Genomic DNA, 15,000 nt, shown 5'->3' on the forward strand with positions numbered 1-15,000 from the left:
GGCGGATGGCGCAGGGTAGTGATTGTGTCATATTAGAAAAATGATTATTCCTACTTTCTCGCATTAGAAAATTTGATGGATAAAATGACCTCGCTGCGCCAGATCCGATCGTTCGTCGCGGTGTACGAGGAGGGCTCATTCACCGCAGCCGCCGAGCGCGAGGGCGCGACGCAGTCGGGCATCTCCCAGCACGTCAAGCAGCTTGAGGCCGAACTCGGCGTTGCGCTGTTCGAGCGCCAGGGCCGCGAAGTCGCGCCGACCCTCGTCGGCAAAAAGTATTACGCCGAATGTGTCGATGTGTTGAAAAAGCTCGATGCCGCGCGGCAGAGCGTCGCCGTCAACCGCATCGGCGGCGCGATCCGGGTCGGATTGATGCCGACCTTCACGCGCTCGATCCTGACGCCGGCGCTGGAGACGTTTCTCGGTTCCGCGCCGGGATCCGAGATCAGCGTGATAGAGGCTTACTCGGGTGTGCTCACCGACATGATCCTGAAGGGCGAACTGGATTTCGCGGTGGTTCCGGCCTTCGAGGGCGCGGTGGGAATTTCGCACCGGCTGATCGCGCGCGACCGCGAGGTGCTGGTGCGGGCCAGGCGCGACGATGCCGGCGGTTTCGCGGCGGTCAAACTGGCGACGCTCGGTCCGTTGAAAGTGGTGCTGCCGGGGATGCAGAACACGCGCCGCCGCAGCATCGAAACCTATTTCGCTACCAACGGCGTCACGGTCACGCAGCGGCTCGAACTCGATGCGATGATGGGTACGCTGCAATTTGTCGCAGCGAGCGACTGGGTCGCGATCCTGCCGTTCATCATGATGGTATCCGACCTCGACGGCGGGCGCTTCGACATCCGGCCGCTCAACGATCCGCCTTTCTATTCGGAGTTCGTTTTGATCGAACCGTCGCGCAAGGCGATGTCGCCGGCCGCCGCGGCGTTCGCCGATATCCTCGCCGCCGAAGCGAAACGCGCGCAAAGCGCTTTCCGTCAGCGCTTTGGCGCGCCGGGCCGACGCGCCGCGCGCCGTTAGCGGCCGCACGGTTTTCCCTATCCGCCAAAGCGTTGTGCGCCGCGACAATCGCGTGGCGATGCGCATCCGTCATGCCGCTCCGCAACGTGAACGGCTCGGCTGATCGCGTTCCGGTTGTGAGACTTTCGTCGCGCCCGTCCCGCAATTTTTTGTTCACCAGTCGGGTGATAAATAAGAAGTCGGAAATAATCGTTCGATAAACAAGCTTGACGTTTGGCGTGACGCGCCGTCTAATCCGCGCCAACGCTCATCCGGAAATGAGCCTAGGGAGGGGAAGACTGATGAAAGCTCCGGCTTTCAGCTATGCGCGTGCGTCCAGCGTCGATGAGGCGCTGTCTTTGCTTGCGCAGCATGGCGACCAGGCGAAAGTGCTCTCCGGCGGCCAAAGCCTGATGCCGGCTCTCAATCTCCGCCTGTCAGCTCCCGAATGGATCGTCGATATCAACGCGCTGTCCGAGCTGCGCGGCGTCACCGTCGCGGGCTATGTTTTGCGGATCGGCGCGCTGACGCGACACGCCGAGGTGCAGACCTCGCCGGAGATCGCCACTCACGCGCCGCTGCTGACGGATGCGATCCACCACGTCGCGCATCCGGCGATTCGCAATCGCGGCACGATCGGCGGCAGTCTCGCCCATGCCGACCCGGCTTCCGAATTACCCGCCTGTGCCGTTGCGCTCGGCGCCACCATCGTGGTGCGCGGGCAGGGCGGCGAACGGCGGATCGCGGCCGAGGATTTTTTCGCCGGCATCTACGAGACGCAGCTTGCACCGGCAGAACTGCTGGTCGCGGTCGAAGTGCCGGTCGGCAAAACGGGCTCGCGTCCGTTCTTTCATGAATATGCCCGCCGCTCGGGCGATTACGCGATGGCCGGATTGGCGGCGCAGGCCGTTATCGACGGCGATGCGTTCACCGATCTGCGGCTCGCCTTCTTCGCGGTCGGCGACAAGCCGGTGCTGGCGGCATCCGCGCGGCATCTCGTCGGCAAGCCGGTGACGGCGGCGATGCTGGCGCAAGCGCAAGCGGCGCTCGATGGCGAACTTGATCCGCAGGAGGATCAGCAGGCGACCGCGTCGATGCGCCGTTATTTCGCCCGGCAATTGATGGAACGTTGTGTCGTCACCCTGCTAGAACGGCCCGATCTCGAATTGAGGAAGCTGGCATGACGACACCGGTGCCGATCTCGCTCACGGTCAATGGCGAGCGCGTCGATGCGCACGTGTTGCCGCGGCTCAACCTCGCCGACTTCCTGCGTGAACATCTCGATCTCACCGGCACCCATGTCGGCTGCGAACACGGCGTGTGCGGCGCCTGCACCGTGCGGGTGAATGGCGACATCGTCCGGTCCTGCCTGATGCTGGCGATTCAGACCGAAGGCGCTGTGGTCGAAACCATCGAGGGACTGTCGGACACCGGCGAGATCGCCGATCTTCAGGAAGCCTTCAAGGCCCGCAACGCATTGCAATGCGGCTTCTGCACGCCGGCGATGCTGATCACCGCGCAGGACCTGCTGTCGCGCGAGCCGAAGCCGGATCGCGACCGCATCCGCGAGCATCTGTCGGGGAACTACTGCCGCTGCACCGGCTATCACTCGATCGTCGACGCTGTGGAAACGACCGCGCTCGCGCGGCTGGAGCGGGCATCGTGAGCGCCGATACCCACAAGCCCGGCCTGTCGGTGCTCGACCGGCCGAATTCCTATATCGGCAAGACCGTGCCGCGGCCCAATCTCGACCGGCTGCTGCAAGGGCGCGGCCAGTATGTCAGCGACATCGTGCTGCCGCGCATGTCGCATGTCGTCTATCTGCGCTCGCCTTACGCTCACGCGAAAATCGTCAGCATCGACGCGACCGACGCGAAAAAGATGCCCGGCGTGGTCGCCGTGGTGACCGGCGCGGAACTGGCGAAGGTCATCACGCCGTGGGTCGGCGTGCTGTCTCACATGAAGGGGCTGAAGTCGGCGCCGCAACACGCCATTGCCGTCGATCGCGCCTGCTGGCAGGGCGAAGCGGTCGCCGCCATCGTCGCCTCGACCCGCGCGCAGGCCGAAGACGCCGCCGAGCGCGTGATCGTCGATTACGAAGAGCTTCCGGCGGTGGTCAATCCACGGACCGCGCTTGATCCTTCGACGCCGGTCATCCATCCCGATCTCGGCGACAATCTCGCCTTCACCCGCACGCTCGATGCCGGCGCCGTCGACAAGGCGTTCGCGGAGTCCGACAAAGTCATCGATGTCGAATTCCTGTTCGGCCGCCATACCGGCGTGACGCTGGAGTCGCGTTCGATCGTGGCCGACTGGAGCGTCGGCGAAGCGCGGATGACGGTGTACCTCGGCACCCAGGCGCCGCACATGGTGCAGAACATCGTCGCCAAGCATCTCGCGCTGGACGAAGCGCAGGTGCGCGTGCTGTGCAAGGACGTCGGCGGATCGTTCGGCATCAAGGTCCACATCTACGCCGACGAGATGGCGACCTGTGCGCTGTCGAAATTGCTGCGGCGCCCGATCAAGTTCGTGGCCGACCGGATCGAGAGCTTCAACACCGACATTCACGCCCGCGACCACATCTGCCGCGGCAAGATCGGCGTCAACAACGACGGCAAGATCAACGCCTTCGAGATCGACGATCTCACCGGCGTCGGGCCGTATTCGATGTATCCGCGCACCAGCGCGATCGAGGCCAACCAGATCGTCAACCTCGTCGGCGGCCAGTACACCACGCCGAATTATCGCGCCCGCGCCCATGTCGTGTTCCAGAACAAGAACGTCATGTGCCAGTACCGTGGCGTCGGCCATCCGGTCGCCTGTTCGGTGACCGAGGGGCTGGTCGACATGGCGGCGCAGGCGATCGGCATGGACGTGCTGGAAATCCGCCGCCGCAATCTCATTCCCGACGACGCCTATCCGTGCGATTCACCGGCGGGCCTGAAGTTCGAAGCACTGTCCCATCACGTAGCACTGAACAAGCTCGCGGCGATGATGAATTACGACGGGCTGCGCGCCGAGCAGGCCGAACTGCGCAAGAAGGGCATCTATCGCGGCATCGGGATCGCGACCTTCATCGAAATCACCAATCCGAGCGCGGCGTTCTACGGCGTCGGCGGCGCGCGCATCTCGTCGCAGGACGGCGTGACGGTGAAACTCGAGGCGTCCGGCTCGGTGACTTGCCAGACCAGCCTTACCGAACAGGGGCAGGGCTCGGAATCGCTGACCGCGCAGATCGTCGGCAGCGTGCTGGGCGTATCGATGAACCGGGTGCGCGTCACCCTCGGCGATACCGACAACACGCCTTATGGCGGCGGCACTTGGGCCTCGCGCGGCACCGGCATCGCCGGTGAAGCCGCGTTGCAGGCGGCGAAGGCGCTGCGCAGCAATATTCTCGATGTCGCCGCTCACATTCTTCAGGGCAAGCCCGAGGATTTCGACATTGTCGATGGCGTGGTCGTCGGCGCACAAGACGGCCAGCAGCGCATCGATCTGCCGGAACTGGCGCGGATCGTTTATTTCCGGCCAGACACGATGGCACCGGGACTTCAGCCCGAACTGATGGCGACCCGTCATTATGTGCCGCGCCAGTATCCATTCGCATTCACCAACGGCATTCAGGCGTCGTGGATCGAGGTCGATACCAACACCGGCCTGATCAAGCTGCTGAAGCACTGGATGGTCGAGGACTGCGGCACCATCATCAATCCGCAACTGGTCGACGAACAGATTCGCGGCGGGATCGTGCAGGGTCTCGGCGCCGGGCTGTTCGAGCATTGCATCTATGATGAGCGCGGCCAGCTCACCAACGCCAACATGGCGGACTATCTGGTTCCAATGTCGGTCGAGATGCCGGACATCGAGGTCGGGCACGTGGTATCGCCGACGCTGGAATCCGAACTCGGCGCCAAGGGCGCGGGCGAGGCCGGCACCGCCGGAGCGGCGGCTGCGGTGTCGAACGCGGTGAACGACGCTTTGTCACCGTTCGGCGTGACCATTACGGAAATTCCGCTGACGCCGAAGCTGATTCTGACGGCCCTTGGCCGTATCTGAGTTTGAAAATACCCATACCAACGACAATGAAAACCTGACGGAGGAATACATGACGAAAAAAATCATCGGCTCCCATTCGATTTCCCGCCGCCGCCTGCTGACGACGGCCAGCGTTGGCGCTGCACTGGCGGTCTCGCCTTTCCGCATCAACATCGTTCGCGCCGACGAAGGCACCATCAAGGTCGGCTTCCCGGTTCCGCTGACCGGCCCCTACGGCACCGAGGCGCAGGATCAGGTCCGCGCCGCGCAGGTCGCGATCGCCGAGTTCAACGAGGGCGGCGGCCTCAACGGCCGCAAGGCCGAGCTGCTGGTGCGCGACGACAAGCTCAATCCCGGTGAAGCAGCCACCCGCGCGCTCGAACTGATCGAGAAGGACAAGGTGAGCTTCATCGTCGGCAGTCTGTCGGCGTCGGTGCAGCTTGCGGTGAACAACGTCTGCAAGGAACGCAAGATCATCTACAATTCGATCAGCCAGTCCGACGAGATCAACGAAGCGAAGGACTTCAGCAAGTACACTTTCCACGAGGCGCTGGCCCCGCACCTCACCGCCGGCGCGGTCGGCCGCTATGCCTTCCCGAAGTTCGGCAAGAAGGTTGTCTTCCTCACCGCCGACTACGCTTACGGCCACGAAATGGTGCGCGGCTTCCAGGCCGCCGGCAAGCAGTTCGGCGTCGAGACTCTGGCCGACATCCGCCATCCGCTCGGCACCACCGACTTCTCGGCGCTGCTGCCGCGCATCCAGGCGCTGAAGCCCGACATCCTCTGCATCAACAATTTTGGCCGCGACCAGCAGATATCGCTGAAGCAGGCGACCGATTTCGGCATGAAGAAGCAGATGAAGATCATCGCGCCGATCCTGCTGTTCACCGGCCGTCTCGCGGCGGGCGCGCAGGCGTTCGATGGCGTCATCGGCGGCACGTCCTATTACTGGGGCATCGAGGACAAGGTTCCGTCGGCCAAGGCCTTCAACGACCGCTTCCGCAAGATGCATGACGGCAAGCTGCCGTCGGATTACGGCGCGCTCGGCTATGCCGGCATCATGACGCTGCTGATGGGCGCGAAGGCGGCCGGCACGCTCGACACCGACAAGGTGATCGCGGCTGTCGAGGCGCTGAAATACGACTACTACAAGGGCCCCGAATACTACCGCAAGTGCGACCACCAGGCGGTGCAGTCGGTGCTCATCATCGAATCGAAGTCGAAGCCGGAGAAGGGGCCTGCCGACGTGTTCAACGTCCTCGCCACCGACGAGCCGAGCGAAAAGAACCTGCGGACCTGCGAAGAGCTCGGCCACAAGAGCTGATCGCAGTTTTCAAAACTACGGTACGCGCCATGATGGCGCGTACCGCTTTTGGAGTTTTCCATGGCTGGCATGACATTCGACCTCCTTGCCTTGCAACTGTTCACCGGCCTCGCGCTGGGTTCGATCTACGTGCTGTTCGCGATCGGCCTGTCGCTGATCTTCGGCATGCTGACGGTGGTGAACTTCGCGCACGGCGCGTTCTTCATGGTCGGCGCCTATGTCGGGCTGTTCGTGCTGATGCTCGGCGGAAATTTCTGGCTGGCGCTGGTGATAACGCCGCTGACGGTGGGCATCATCGGCCTGATCGTCGAACGCTTCCTGGTGCGGCCGTTGTACGGGCGCGGCATCGATTATCCGCTGCTGCTGACCTTCGGCCTGAGTTACATCATGGTCGAACTGGTGCGCATCGCCTTCGGCAAGACCGGCTATCCGTTCGACACGCCTGAGCTGCTGCAGGGCGCGGTCAATATCGGCATCGGCTATTTCCCGCTGTATCGCCTGTTCGTGCTCGGTGCCGCCGCGGCGGTGCTGATCGCGCTGTGGCTGTTCCTTGAGCGCACCAGCTTCGGCCTTATCATCCGGGCCGGCGCGCGCGATCCGCAGATCGTCCGCGTGCTCGGCGTGGACGTTTCTCGGGTGTGGCTGGTCGTATTCGGCATCGGCACCGGCATCGCCGGTCTGGCCGGCGTGCTGGCGGCGCCGTTGCAGGGCGTGATCCCGGAAATGGGCTCGACCATTCTGGCCGAGGCCTTCGTCGTCACCGTCGTCGGCGGCATGGGTTCGATCGGCGGCGCGGTGATCGCGGGCCTTCTGGTCGGCGTCGTCGTCAGCATGACCTCGCTGTTCGCGCCGGAAATGGCCAAGGTTTCGATTTTCGCACTGATGGCGATCGTGCTGCTGGTGCGTCCGCAGGGCTTCTTCGGCCGCGCCGGTTTGATGAGCTGAGATGACCATGAACGACCTGTCGCAAACCATGGCCGATACCTCGGTGCCGTCGAAGGGCTGGTTCGAATTCGCCAAGCGCCACCGCGCGCTGCTGGCGAGCCTGTTCGTGCTGGTGTTCCCGCTGATCATGCCGTTCAAGGCGCTGGCCGCCAGCATCCTGATCTACGGGCTCTATGCGCTCGGCTTCAACCTGCTGTTCGGCTTCCTCGGCCTGCTGTCGTTCGGCCATGCCGCGCTGTTCGGCACCGGCGCCTATCTGTGCGGCATCGCCATCGTGCATTTCCATCTGCCGTGGTACGCGGCGATCGCGGTCGGCACCGTGAGCGGCGCGGTGATGGCGGCGGCGATCGGCGCGCTCGCGATCCGGACCCGCGGCATCTACTTCGCGATGGTGACGATGGCGCTGGCGCAATGCGTCTACTACCTGTTCTATCAGGCGGTGGACTGGACCGGCGGAGAGAACGGCCTGCGCGGCATCAACGTGCACAACATCAATATCTTCGGCATGGAGTTCGACTTCCTCAATCCGCTGACGCGCTATTACGTCATCGCCGCCTTCGTGATTTTGGCGCTGTTCGCGCTGTCGCGAATTCTGGCGTCGCCGTTCGGCGCGGTGATCGAGGCGGTGCGCGAGAACGAGGCGAGGGCGCGCGCGTCGGGCTATAACGTCACGCTGACGCGCCTCATCACCTTCATCCTGTCGGGCGCGTTCTGCGGCCTCGCCGGCGCGCTGGCGGCGCTGCAACTGTCGATCGTGCCGATCGAGATGCTGTATTACGAAACGTCGGGCATGGCGGTGATGATGTCGCTGCTCGGCGGCATGGGAACCTTCTTCGGTCCATTCGTCGGCGCCGCCGTTTTCCTCCTGCTGGAAAACCTGGTGTCGCTGTGGACCATCCATTGGCAGTTGATCGTCGGAGCGGTGTTCGTGGTCTGCGTGTTGTTCTTCCCCGCCGGAATCTGGGGCACGATCCTGAAGAGGATCAAGCCATGAGCACGCTCGATAACTCGCAGGTGATCCTGCGCACCCACGGCGTCAGCAAGATGTTCGGCAAGTTCCGGGCGCTGAGCAACATTTCGGCGGCGTTCCCGCGCGGCGCCATCACCTCGATCATCGGGCCGAACGGCGCCGGCAAGAGCACCTATTTCAACCTGCTGTCGGGCGCGTTTCCGCCGTCGGAGGGCAAGGTGGAATTCGAGGGACGCGACGTCACCAATGTCGCCCAGCACGAATTCGCCCATATGGGCATCGCCAAGTCGTTCCAGATCACCAACGTGTTCCCGCAATTGACGACGCGCGAGAACGTCCGCGTCGCATTGCAGGCGCTGGTGTCGCGTTACGACATCTGGCGGCCGCGCGCCAGGTTGCCCGGTCTCGCCGAGAAGGCCGACGCGCTGCTGTCGCAGGTCGGTCTGTGGCATTGCCGCGACCGCGTCGCCAAGACGCTGGCGCACGGCGAACAGCGCGCGCTCGAAATCGGCATGGCGCTGGCGAGCAATCCGCGCCTGCTGCTGCTTGACGAGCCGACCGCCGGCATGAGCCCGGAAGAAACCCGGGTGATGATGGATCTGATCGTCAAGCTCGCCAAGGAGCGCACGGTCATTCTGGTCGAACACAAGATGAAACTGGTGATGGGCATCAGCGACCGCGTGCTGGTTCTGCATCACGGCGAGTTGCTGGCGGACGGCACGCCCACCGAGGTGCGGCAGGACCAGCAGGTCAAGCGCGTCTATCTCGGCCAGCGGGAGCACTGACGGATGTTGAGCGTTTCCAATCTCAATGCCTGGTACGGCGCGAGCCATGTGCTTCAGGACGTGGCGCTCGAGGTCAACAAGGGCGAGATCGTCTGCCTGATCGGCCGCAACGGCGCCGGCAAGACCACGACCCTGAAATCGATCATCGGCCTGCTCGACAAGACGCGCGGCCATGTCAATTTCAAGGGCGAGGACATGCTCGGCCAGCCGGCGCATCGCCGGTTCGCGCGCGGGCTGGCCTACGTGCCGGAAGAGCGCCGCATCGTGCAGGGCCTGTCGGTGCGCGAGAATCTGCGCCTCGGCCTCGTCGCGTCGCCGCTGAAGACGCAGGAAGTCGCACTGATCGAGGAGATCGCCAAGATCTTCCCGCGTCTCGCCGAACGCCTCGACCAGGAAGCCGTCACCATGTCCGGCGGCGAGCAGCAGATGCTGGCGATCGCCCGCGCGATGATCGCCAAGCCCGATCTCATCATGCTGGACGAGCCGTCCGAGGGCATCATGCCGGTGCTGGTCGACGAAATGTTCGAACTGTTCCGCACCATGAAGCAGCAGGGCACCACGATCCTGCTGGTCGAGCAGAACGTCGAACTCGCGCTCGATATTGCCGATCGCGCCTATGTGCTCGATCAGGGTTCAGTGGTTCACCACGCGACCGCCAAGGCGCTTCTCGCCGATGACGAGATCAAGGAACGTTATTGCTCGGTTTGATCTGATGCGGGCTGGGGGCTTCGCACCGATGTGCCGATGAAATTATCAGTCGATAAATAAACAAGGATACCGACCATGAAAGTCAACAGAGCCGCGATCGACGAAGCCTCCAAGAAGCTCTCCAACTGGGGCCGCTGGGGCAAGGACGACCAGATCGGCACGCTGAACAACGTGTCGCCCGAAGACGTCGTCAATGCCGGCAAGCTGATCAAGAAGGGCAAGGTGTTCTCGCTCGGCCTGTCGCTCAAGGAGCCGATCCAGTCCGGCCTGTTCGGCGGCCGGTGGAATCCGATCCACACCATGCTCGCCACCGGCACCGACGCCGCTGCCGGCAATCAGGATACGCCGTCGCCGTACCTGCGTTACGCCGACGACGCCATCAACATGCCGTGTCAGGCGTCGACCCAGTGGGACGCGCTCTGCCACATCTTCTATGGCGACAAGATGTATAACGGCTATGACGCGACGCTGGTCGACGCGCGCGGCGCGAAGAAGCTCGGCATCGAGCATGTCCGCGCCAAGATGGCGGGCCGCGGCGTGCTGCTCGACATCGCGCGCTTCAAGGGCGTCGAGTCGCTCGATGACGGCTATGCAATCACCAACGCCGATCTCGATGCCTGCGCCAAGCAGCAGGGCGTCGAAATCCGCAAGGGCGATTTCGTCATCATCCGCACCGGCCATCAGGAACGCTGCCTGAAGAAGAAGGACTGGGCCGGTTACGGTGGCGGCGACGCGCCGGGCGTGGCGTTCGAGACCTGCTACTGGATCCGCGAGAAGGACATTGCCGCGATCTGCACCGACACCTGGGGCTGCGAAGTTCGGCCGAACGAAACCAACGAGGCCAACCAGCCGTGGCATTGGGTGGTGATCCCGGCGATCGGCATTTCGATGGGCGAGATTTTCTACCTCAAGGAGCTTGCGGAAGACTGCGCGCAGGACAAGGTGTATGAATTCTTCTTCACCGCGCCGCCGCTGCATCTGCCCGGCGCGGCCGGATCGCCGATCAATCCTCAGGCGATCAAGTAAAGCGGAGTTCGATCATGGCTAGACATCTCAAGCGTGGCCGCGATGCCGCCCAGCGCGCCGAGGACGATTCCAAGGTCCGCGCGTCGGTCGAGAGCATCCTCGCCGATATCGAAAAGCGCGGCGACGCCGCCGTGCGCGAACTGTCGCTGAAGTTCGACAACTGGGACCGCAAGGACTATCGGCTCACCGACGCCGAGATCAAGGCATGTCTCGCGCAACTGTCGCAGCGCAATCTCGACGACATCAAGTTCGCGCAGGCGCAGGTGCGCAACTTCGCCCAGAAGCAGCGCGAGTCGATGAAGGACATCGAGGTCGAGACGCTGCCGGGCGTGGTGCTCGGCCACAAGAACCTGCCGGTCAATTCGGTCGGCAGCTATGTGCCGGGCGGCAAGTATCCGATGCTTGCCTCCGCGCATATGTCGGTGATCACCGCGAAGGTGGCGGGCGTGCAGCGCATCGTCACCTGCGCGCCGCCGTTCCAGGGCAAGCCGGCGCCGGCGATCGTCGCCGCGCAGCATCTGGCGGGCGCCGACGAAATCTATTGTCTCGGCGGGATTCAGGCGGTCGGCGCGATGGCGCTCGGAACCGAAACGATGGCGCCAGTCGACATGCTGGTCGGCCCCGGCAATGCGTTCGTCGCCGAAGCCAAGCGGCAACTGTTCGGCCGCGTCGGCATCGACCTGTTCGCCGGGCCGACCGAGACGCTGGTGATCGCGGACGACAGTGTCGATGGCGAGATGTGCGCGACTGACCTCCTGGGTCAGGCCGAGCACGGGCCGAACTCCCCGGCGATCCTGCTGACCAATTCGGAAAAGCTCGCCCGCGAAACCATGGCCGAGATCGAGCGTCTTCTCAAGATTCTGCCGACGGGCGCGATTGCCGCCAAGGCCTGGGAAGATTACGGCGAAGTGATCGTGTGCGACTCCGAGGAGGAGATGGTCAAGGAAGCCGACTTCATCGCTTCCGAGCATGTGCAGGTGATGACCCGCGATCCGGATTATTTCCTGAAGAACATGACCAACTATGGCGCGTTGTTCCTCGGTCCGCGCACCAACGTCGCTTACGGCGACAAGGTGATCGGTACCAACCACACGCTGCCGACCAAGAAAGCGGCGCGCTACACCGGCGGGTTGTGGGTCGGCAAGTTCCTCAAGACCGTGACCTATCAGCGCGTGCTGACCGACGAAGCATCCGCGATGATCGGCGAGTACTGCTCGCGGCTGTGCATGCTCGAAGGGTTCTCGGGTCATGCCGAACAGGCCAACGTCCGCGTCCGCCGCTACGGCGGCCGCAACGTGCCTTACGCGAGCGCCGCCGAATGAGCGGCGAGCCGCTTCCGACAACACCGTCGCTGCGGCTCGATGGCCGCCGCGCGCTGGTCACCGGCGCGGGGCGGGGCATTGGCCTTGCCGCCGCAGCGGCGCTGGCGGAAGCGGGCGCGCATGTCACGTTATGCGCGCGCACCGTGAACGAGATCGAGGAGGCGGCCGCTGCGATCCGCGCGCGCGGGCAGGCAGCGGATACGCTGGCGATCGACGTGACCGATGTCGAAGCGTTCGGTGCCGCGATTGCTGCGCGAGAGGCTTACGACGTTTTCCTGAACAATGCCGGCACCAACCGGCCGAAATCCGTCACCGATGTTTCGGTGGAGGATTTCGACGCGGTGATGAATCTCAACGTCCGCGCGGCGTACTTTGCCGCGCAGGCGGTGGCGCGCCGCCTGATCGCGGCGGGGTTGCCGGGCTCGATCATCAACATGTCGTCGCAGATGGGCCATGTCGGCGGCCCCAACCGTTCGCTCTATTGCGCCTCGAAATGGGCGATGGAGGGTTTCTCCAAGGCGATGGCGCTCGATCTCGCGGGCCATGGCATCCGCGTCAACACGCTGTGCCCGACGTTTATCGAAACGCCGATGACGCGGCCGTTTTTCGAGAATGCCGAATTCAAGGCGAGCGTGGTCGCCAAGATCAAGCTCGGCCGCATCGGCACGGTGGAAGACCTGATGGGCGGGATCGTGTTTCTCGCCAGCGATGCGTCGGCGCTGATGACCGGGTCGTCGCTGGTCATCGACGGTGGCTGGACCGCCGACTGATAGTCAGAATCTTTTTTCGTCATGGCCGGGCTTGTCCCGGCCATCCACGCCTTTTTCTGCTGCAACCTCCCTAAGACGTGGATGGGCGGAATAAATCCGGCCATGACGTGCTGAGGGTCAGTGCCTCAGACGAACGAAATCGTCTCGGTCATATCGAGGATCCGGCGAATGTCGGTCATCGCTTTTTCCAGTTCGGCTTCCGTCGGCGGATGGCCGAGGCACAGCCGCACGCCGAGCGTGCCGCGATCGACCTGTTGCAATGCGCCGGGCGGCGCCAAAGTAATTCCTGCGTGCGCGGCCTGTGTTACCAGCGCCAGCACGGTGCGGCCGGCGGGCAGCGGCATCCAGCGATGAAAGCCCGGCGGCGTGGTCAGCGGCGGCAGCCATTCGCCGAGCACCCGGCTGGTGATCTCGTTGCGGATCGCGGCTTTCTCACGCTTGCGCTTGGCCTGCCGCAGCAGGTCGCCATTGTGGATCAGGCGGCTGACGACCTCCGCCATCACCGGCGTCGCCATCCAGCCGGTGGCGCGGATCGCGTTGTTGCAGCGGTCGCGGAATGAATCCGGCGCGATCATTGCCGCGATGCGCAAACCCGGCGCGAGACATTTCGCGAAGCTGACGAGATAGAAGCTGCGTTCGGGAATTCGCAGCGACACCGGCCGCGGCGGCGCGGTGAACAGAAACGCGTAGGCATCGTCCTCGACCAGGAAGGCATTGTGCTTGCGCACGATGTCCGCGATGACATCGCGGCGCTCTTCCGGCATCACCGATCCCATCGGCGTCTGCAGCGTCGGCATGCAGAACAGCACGCGCGCGCCCGTTTCAGTAAACGCGCGGTCGAGTGCTTCGGGGACGAGGCCGTGCTCGTCGGTCTCGACGCCGTGCAGACGATACTTGTGCTGGGCGGAGAGGGCGATCATGCCCGAATAGGTGAAACGTTCGGTGAGGATCACATCGCCCGGCGCGATGGTGAGGCTGAGCGCGACCGAAATCGCATGCTGCCCGCCATGGGTGATGAACAATTGATCCGGGTCGGCGGTGACGCCGAGCGACGACAGCCACATCACCATTGCTTCGCGATGGCTGCGCATGCCCTGATGGGGCAGGTAGCCGAGAAGGTTCGCCATCTCGCCTTGCGCGGCGATGTCCGCAAGCACCGACGCGATCGCTTCGTCCTCGCCGGTGTAGGGCGGCACGTTCAACGCGAGGTTGATCGTGGTTTCGTTCGCGCCGTAACGCGGCCGCGGTGACGCCTTGCCTTTTTGCACGAAGGTGCCGCGGCCGACCTCGCCGGAAATCAGGCCGCGCCGTTCGGCTTCCGTGTAAGCCTTCGAGATTGTCCCGACGCTGACACCGAGACGCTGCGCCATCTCGCGCTGAGGCAGCAATCGCATCCCGGGTTTGACGTGACCGTTCGCGATGTCCGACTCGAGTTGCTCGACAAAGGCGAGATAGCGCGGGCCGCCATTCGCGGATAGTGTCGGAAGCCACTCATTCATGTGCGGTCACCATTCGGTCAATTTAGCAACATTACGGACGAATTGTCCTATAGGACAATTCGCTGAAAGGTACAATACGGTCGGTTGTCGGCACGTGTTCGCTCGCAGAACGCTCGATTGCACTAGTTTCTCAGCTGCGAGAAGTACAATTGTATGATTGTATCAGTTCAAGGAGTCGGTTTTTAGGCCAATTGCGTCAGTTTTTATTTGACAATGCAGACCCAAAACTTCTTACTCGCCCTCATCGGCAAAACAGAATGATCGCCGAATCCGGGAGAGCGTTTTGGTCTACGAAATCCGTGTTTATGAAGCCGTCGAAGGCCGTGCCGACGCGATGCGCCGCCGCTTCGTCGGTGAAGTCGCGAAGAAGTTTTTCCCCCGCCATGGCATCGAACTCGTCGGCGCATTCAAGGCACCGGAAGAAGATGGCAAGTTCACTTACATGACCCGCTTCGCCAGCGAAGACGCGCGCAAGGCGGCATGGGCTTCCTTTGCCGCCGATGCCGATTGGGTCGCTGTGAAGAAAGCCAGCGAGGTCGATGGTCCGCTGATGAAAGCGCAGACCATCTCGGTGCTCTCGCCCGTCATCGCCGGCCTTCTGCTCGGTTGATGCG

The 15,000-nt window shown here is 63.5% G+C and carries 14 protein-coding genes; 13 read left to right on the plus strand and 1 reads right to left on the minus strand.

What is annotated here, in order from left to right:
* Window positions 1-75: 75 nt before the first annotated feature.
* From ASC80_RS20275 to ASC80_RS20330, 12 genes are all read left to right on the plus strand, one after another.
* Window positions 76-1,026, plus strand: a complete 951-nt coding sequence (locus ASC80_RS20275) for a LysR family transcriptional regulator (RefSeq protein WP_244487328.1) — start codon at window positions 76-78, stop codon at window positions 1,024-1,026.
* A 281-nt stretch (window positions 1,027-1,307) separates the two neighbouring features.
* Window positions 1,308-2,189 carry an FAD binding domain-containing protein gene (locus ASC80_RS20280; protein ID WP_056301360.1) on the plus strand — a complete coding sequence of 294 codons (882 nt, stop codon included), beginning with the start codon at window positions 1,308-1,310 and terminating at the stop codon, window positions 2,187-2,189.
* The gene (locus ASC80_RS20285) at window positions 2,186-2,671 is read left to right on the plus strand and encodes a (2Fe-2S)-binding protein (protein WP_056301362.1); all 486 of its coding nucleotides are present in this window, start codon (window positions 2,186-2,188) and stop codon (window positions 2,669-2,671) included. Before ASC80_RS20280 ends, ASC80_RS20285 begins: the two co-directional genes overlap by 4 nt.
* Window positions 2,668-5,058: a xanthine dehydrogenase family protein molybdopterin-binding subunit gene (locus ASC80_RS20290; protein WP_056301364.1), complete on the plus strand. Its 2,391-nt coding sequence runs from the start codon at window positions 2,668-2,670 to the stop codon at window positions 5,056-5,058. The genes ASC80_RS20285 and ASC80_RS20290 overlap by 4 nt, the downstream gene beginning before the upstream one ends.
* A gap of 49 nt (window positions 5,059-5,107) precedes the next feature.
* Complete coding sequence (locus ASC80_RS20295; RefSeq protein WP_056301786.1) at window positions 5,108-6,361, plus strand: ABC transporter substrate-binding protein; 1,254 nt, start codon at window positions 5,108-5,110, stop codon at window positions 6,359-6,361.
* A 69-nt stretch (window positions 6,362-6,430) separates the two neighbouring features.
* Window positions 6,431-7,306: a branched-chain amino acid ABC transporter permease gene (locus ASC80_RS20300; protein ID WP_200941228.1), complete on the plus strand. Its 876-nt coding sequence runs from the start codon at window positions 6,431-6,433 to the stop codon at window positions 7,304-7,306.
* Window positions 7,307-7,313: 7 nt separating this feature from the next.
* Entirely contained in the window at window positions 7,314-8,300 is a 987-nt protein-coding gene (locus ASC80_RS20305) for a branched-chain amino acid ABC transporter permease (RefSeq protein WP_056301788.1), read from the plus strand.
* The gene (locus tag ASC80_RS20310) at window positions 8,297-9,061 is read left to right on the plus strand and encodes an ABC transporter ATP-binding protein (protein ID WP_056301367.1); all 765 of its coding nucleotides are present in this window, start codon (window positions 8,297-8,299) and stop codon (window positions 9,059-9,061) included. The genes ASC80_RS20305 and ASC80_RS20310 overlap by 4 nt, the downstream gene beginning before the upstream one ends.
* Before the next feature lie 3 nt (window positions 9,062-9,064).
* Window positions 9,065-9,769, plus strand: a complete 705-nt coding sequence (locus ASC80_RS20315) for an ABC transporter ATP-binding protein (RefSeq protein WP_056301369.1) — start codon at window positions 9,065-9,067, stop codon at window positions 9,767-9,769.
* Between the two features lie 75 nt (window positions 9,770-9,844).
* A complete protein-coding gene (locus ASC80_RS20320; RefSeq protein WP_056301371.1) occupies window positions 9,845-10,795 on the plus strand; it encodes a cyclase family protein in 951 nt (316 codons plus the stop codon).
* A gap of 14 nt (window positions 10,796-10,809) precedes the next feature.
* A complete protein-coding gene (hisD, locus tag ASC80_RS20325) occupies window positions 10,810-12,117 on the plus strand; it encodes a histidinol dehydrogenase (protein ID WP_056301372.1) in 1,308 nt (435 codons plus the stop codon).
* Window positions 12,114-12,887, plus strand: coding sequence for an SDR family NAD(P)-dependent oxidoreductase (locus tag ASC80_RS20330; RefSeq protein ID WP_056301374.1), 774 nt, complete (start codon window positions 12,114-12,116; stop codon window positions 12,885-12,887). The genes hisD and ASC80_RS20330 overlap by 4 nt, the downstream gene beginning before the upstream one ends.
* Before the next feature lie 125 nt (window positions 12,888-13,012).
* Here ASC80_RS20330 and ASC80_RS20335 read toward each other — a convergent pair whose 3' ends face one another.
* Window positions 13,013-14,386 carry an aminotransferase-like domain-containing protein gene (locus ASC80_RS20335; RefSeq protein ID WP_056301377.1) on the minus strand — a complete coding sequence of 458 codons (1,374 nt, stop codon included), beginning with the start codon at window positions 14,384-14,386 and terminating at the stop codon, window positions 13,013-13,015.
* Window positions 14,387-14,669: 283 nt separating this feature from the next.
* Between ASC80_RS20335 and ASC80_RS20340 the strand changes: the two genes are divergently transcribed.
* On the plus strand, window positions 14,670-14,996 hold the full coding sequence (locus ASC80_RS20340) for an NIPSNAP family protein (RefSeq protein ID WP_056301378.1): 327 nt from the start codon (window positions 14,670-14,672) through the stop codon (window positions 14,994-14,996).
* Window positions 14,997-15,000: the final 4 nt, after the last annotated feature.

Origin of the sequence: Afipia sp. Root123D2 (assembly GCF_001425835.1) — a bacterium.
In the GTDB taxonomy this organism is placed as follows: Bacteria; Pseudomonadota; Alphaproteobacteria; order Rhizobiales; family Xanthobacteraceae; genus Afipia.

Excerpts from the sequence above, each read along its gene's own strand:
- ASC80_RS20315 (WP_056301369.1), top strand. The coding sequence starts at position 9,065 with ATGTTGAGCGTTTCCAATCTCAATGCCTGGTACGGCGCGAGCCATGTG.
- ASC80_RS20335 (WP_056301377.1), bottom strand. The coding sequence starts at position 14,386 with ATGAATGAGTGGCTTCCGACACTATCCGCGAATGGCGGCCCGCGCTAT.
- ASC80_RS20305 (WP_056301788.1), top strand. The coding sequence starts at position 7,314 with ATGAACGACCTGTCGCAAACCATGGCCGATACCTCGGTGCCGTCGAAG.
- ASC80_RS20285 (WP_056301362.1), top strand. The coding sequence starts at position 2,186 with ATGACGACACCGGTGCCGATCTCGCTCACGGTCAATGGCGAGCGCGTC.
- ASC80_RS20310 (WP_056301367.1), top strand. The coding sequence starts at position 8,297 with ATGAGCACGCTCGATAACTCGCAGGTGATCCTGCGCACCCACGGCGTC.
- ASC80_RS20320 (WP_056301371.1), top strand. The coding sequence starts at position 9,845 with ATGAAAGTCAACAGAGCCGCGATCGACGAAGCCTCCAAGAAGCTCTCC.
- ASC80_RS20295 (WP_056301786.1), top strand. The coding sequence starts at position 5,108 with ATGACGAAAAAAATCATCGGCTCCCATTCGATTTCCCGCCGCCGCCTG.
- ASC80_RS20330 (WP_056301374.1), top strand. The coding sequence starts at position 12,114 with ATGAGCGGCGAGCCGCTTCCGACAACACCGTCGCTGCGGCTCGATGGC.
- ASC80_RS20300 (WP_200941228.1), top strand. The coding sequence starts at position 6,431 with ATGACATTCGACCTCCTTGCCTTGCAACTGTTCACCGGCCTCGCGCTG.
- ASC80_RS20280 (WP_056301360.1), top strand. The coding sequence starts at position 1,308 with ATGAAAGCTCCGGCTTTCAGCTATGCGCGTGCGTCCAGCGTCGATGAG.
- ASC80_RS20275 (WP_244487328.1), top strand. The coding sequence starts at position 76 with ATGGATAAAATGACCTCGCTGCGCCAGATCCGATCGTTCGTCGCGGTG.
- hisD (WP_056301372.1), top strand. The coding sequence starts at position 10,810 with ATGGCTAGACATCTCAAGCGTGGCCGCGATGCCGCCCAGCGCGCCGAG.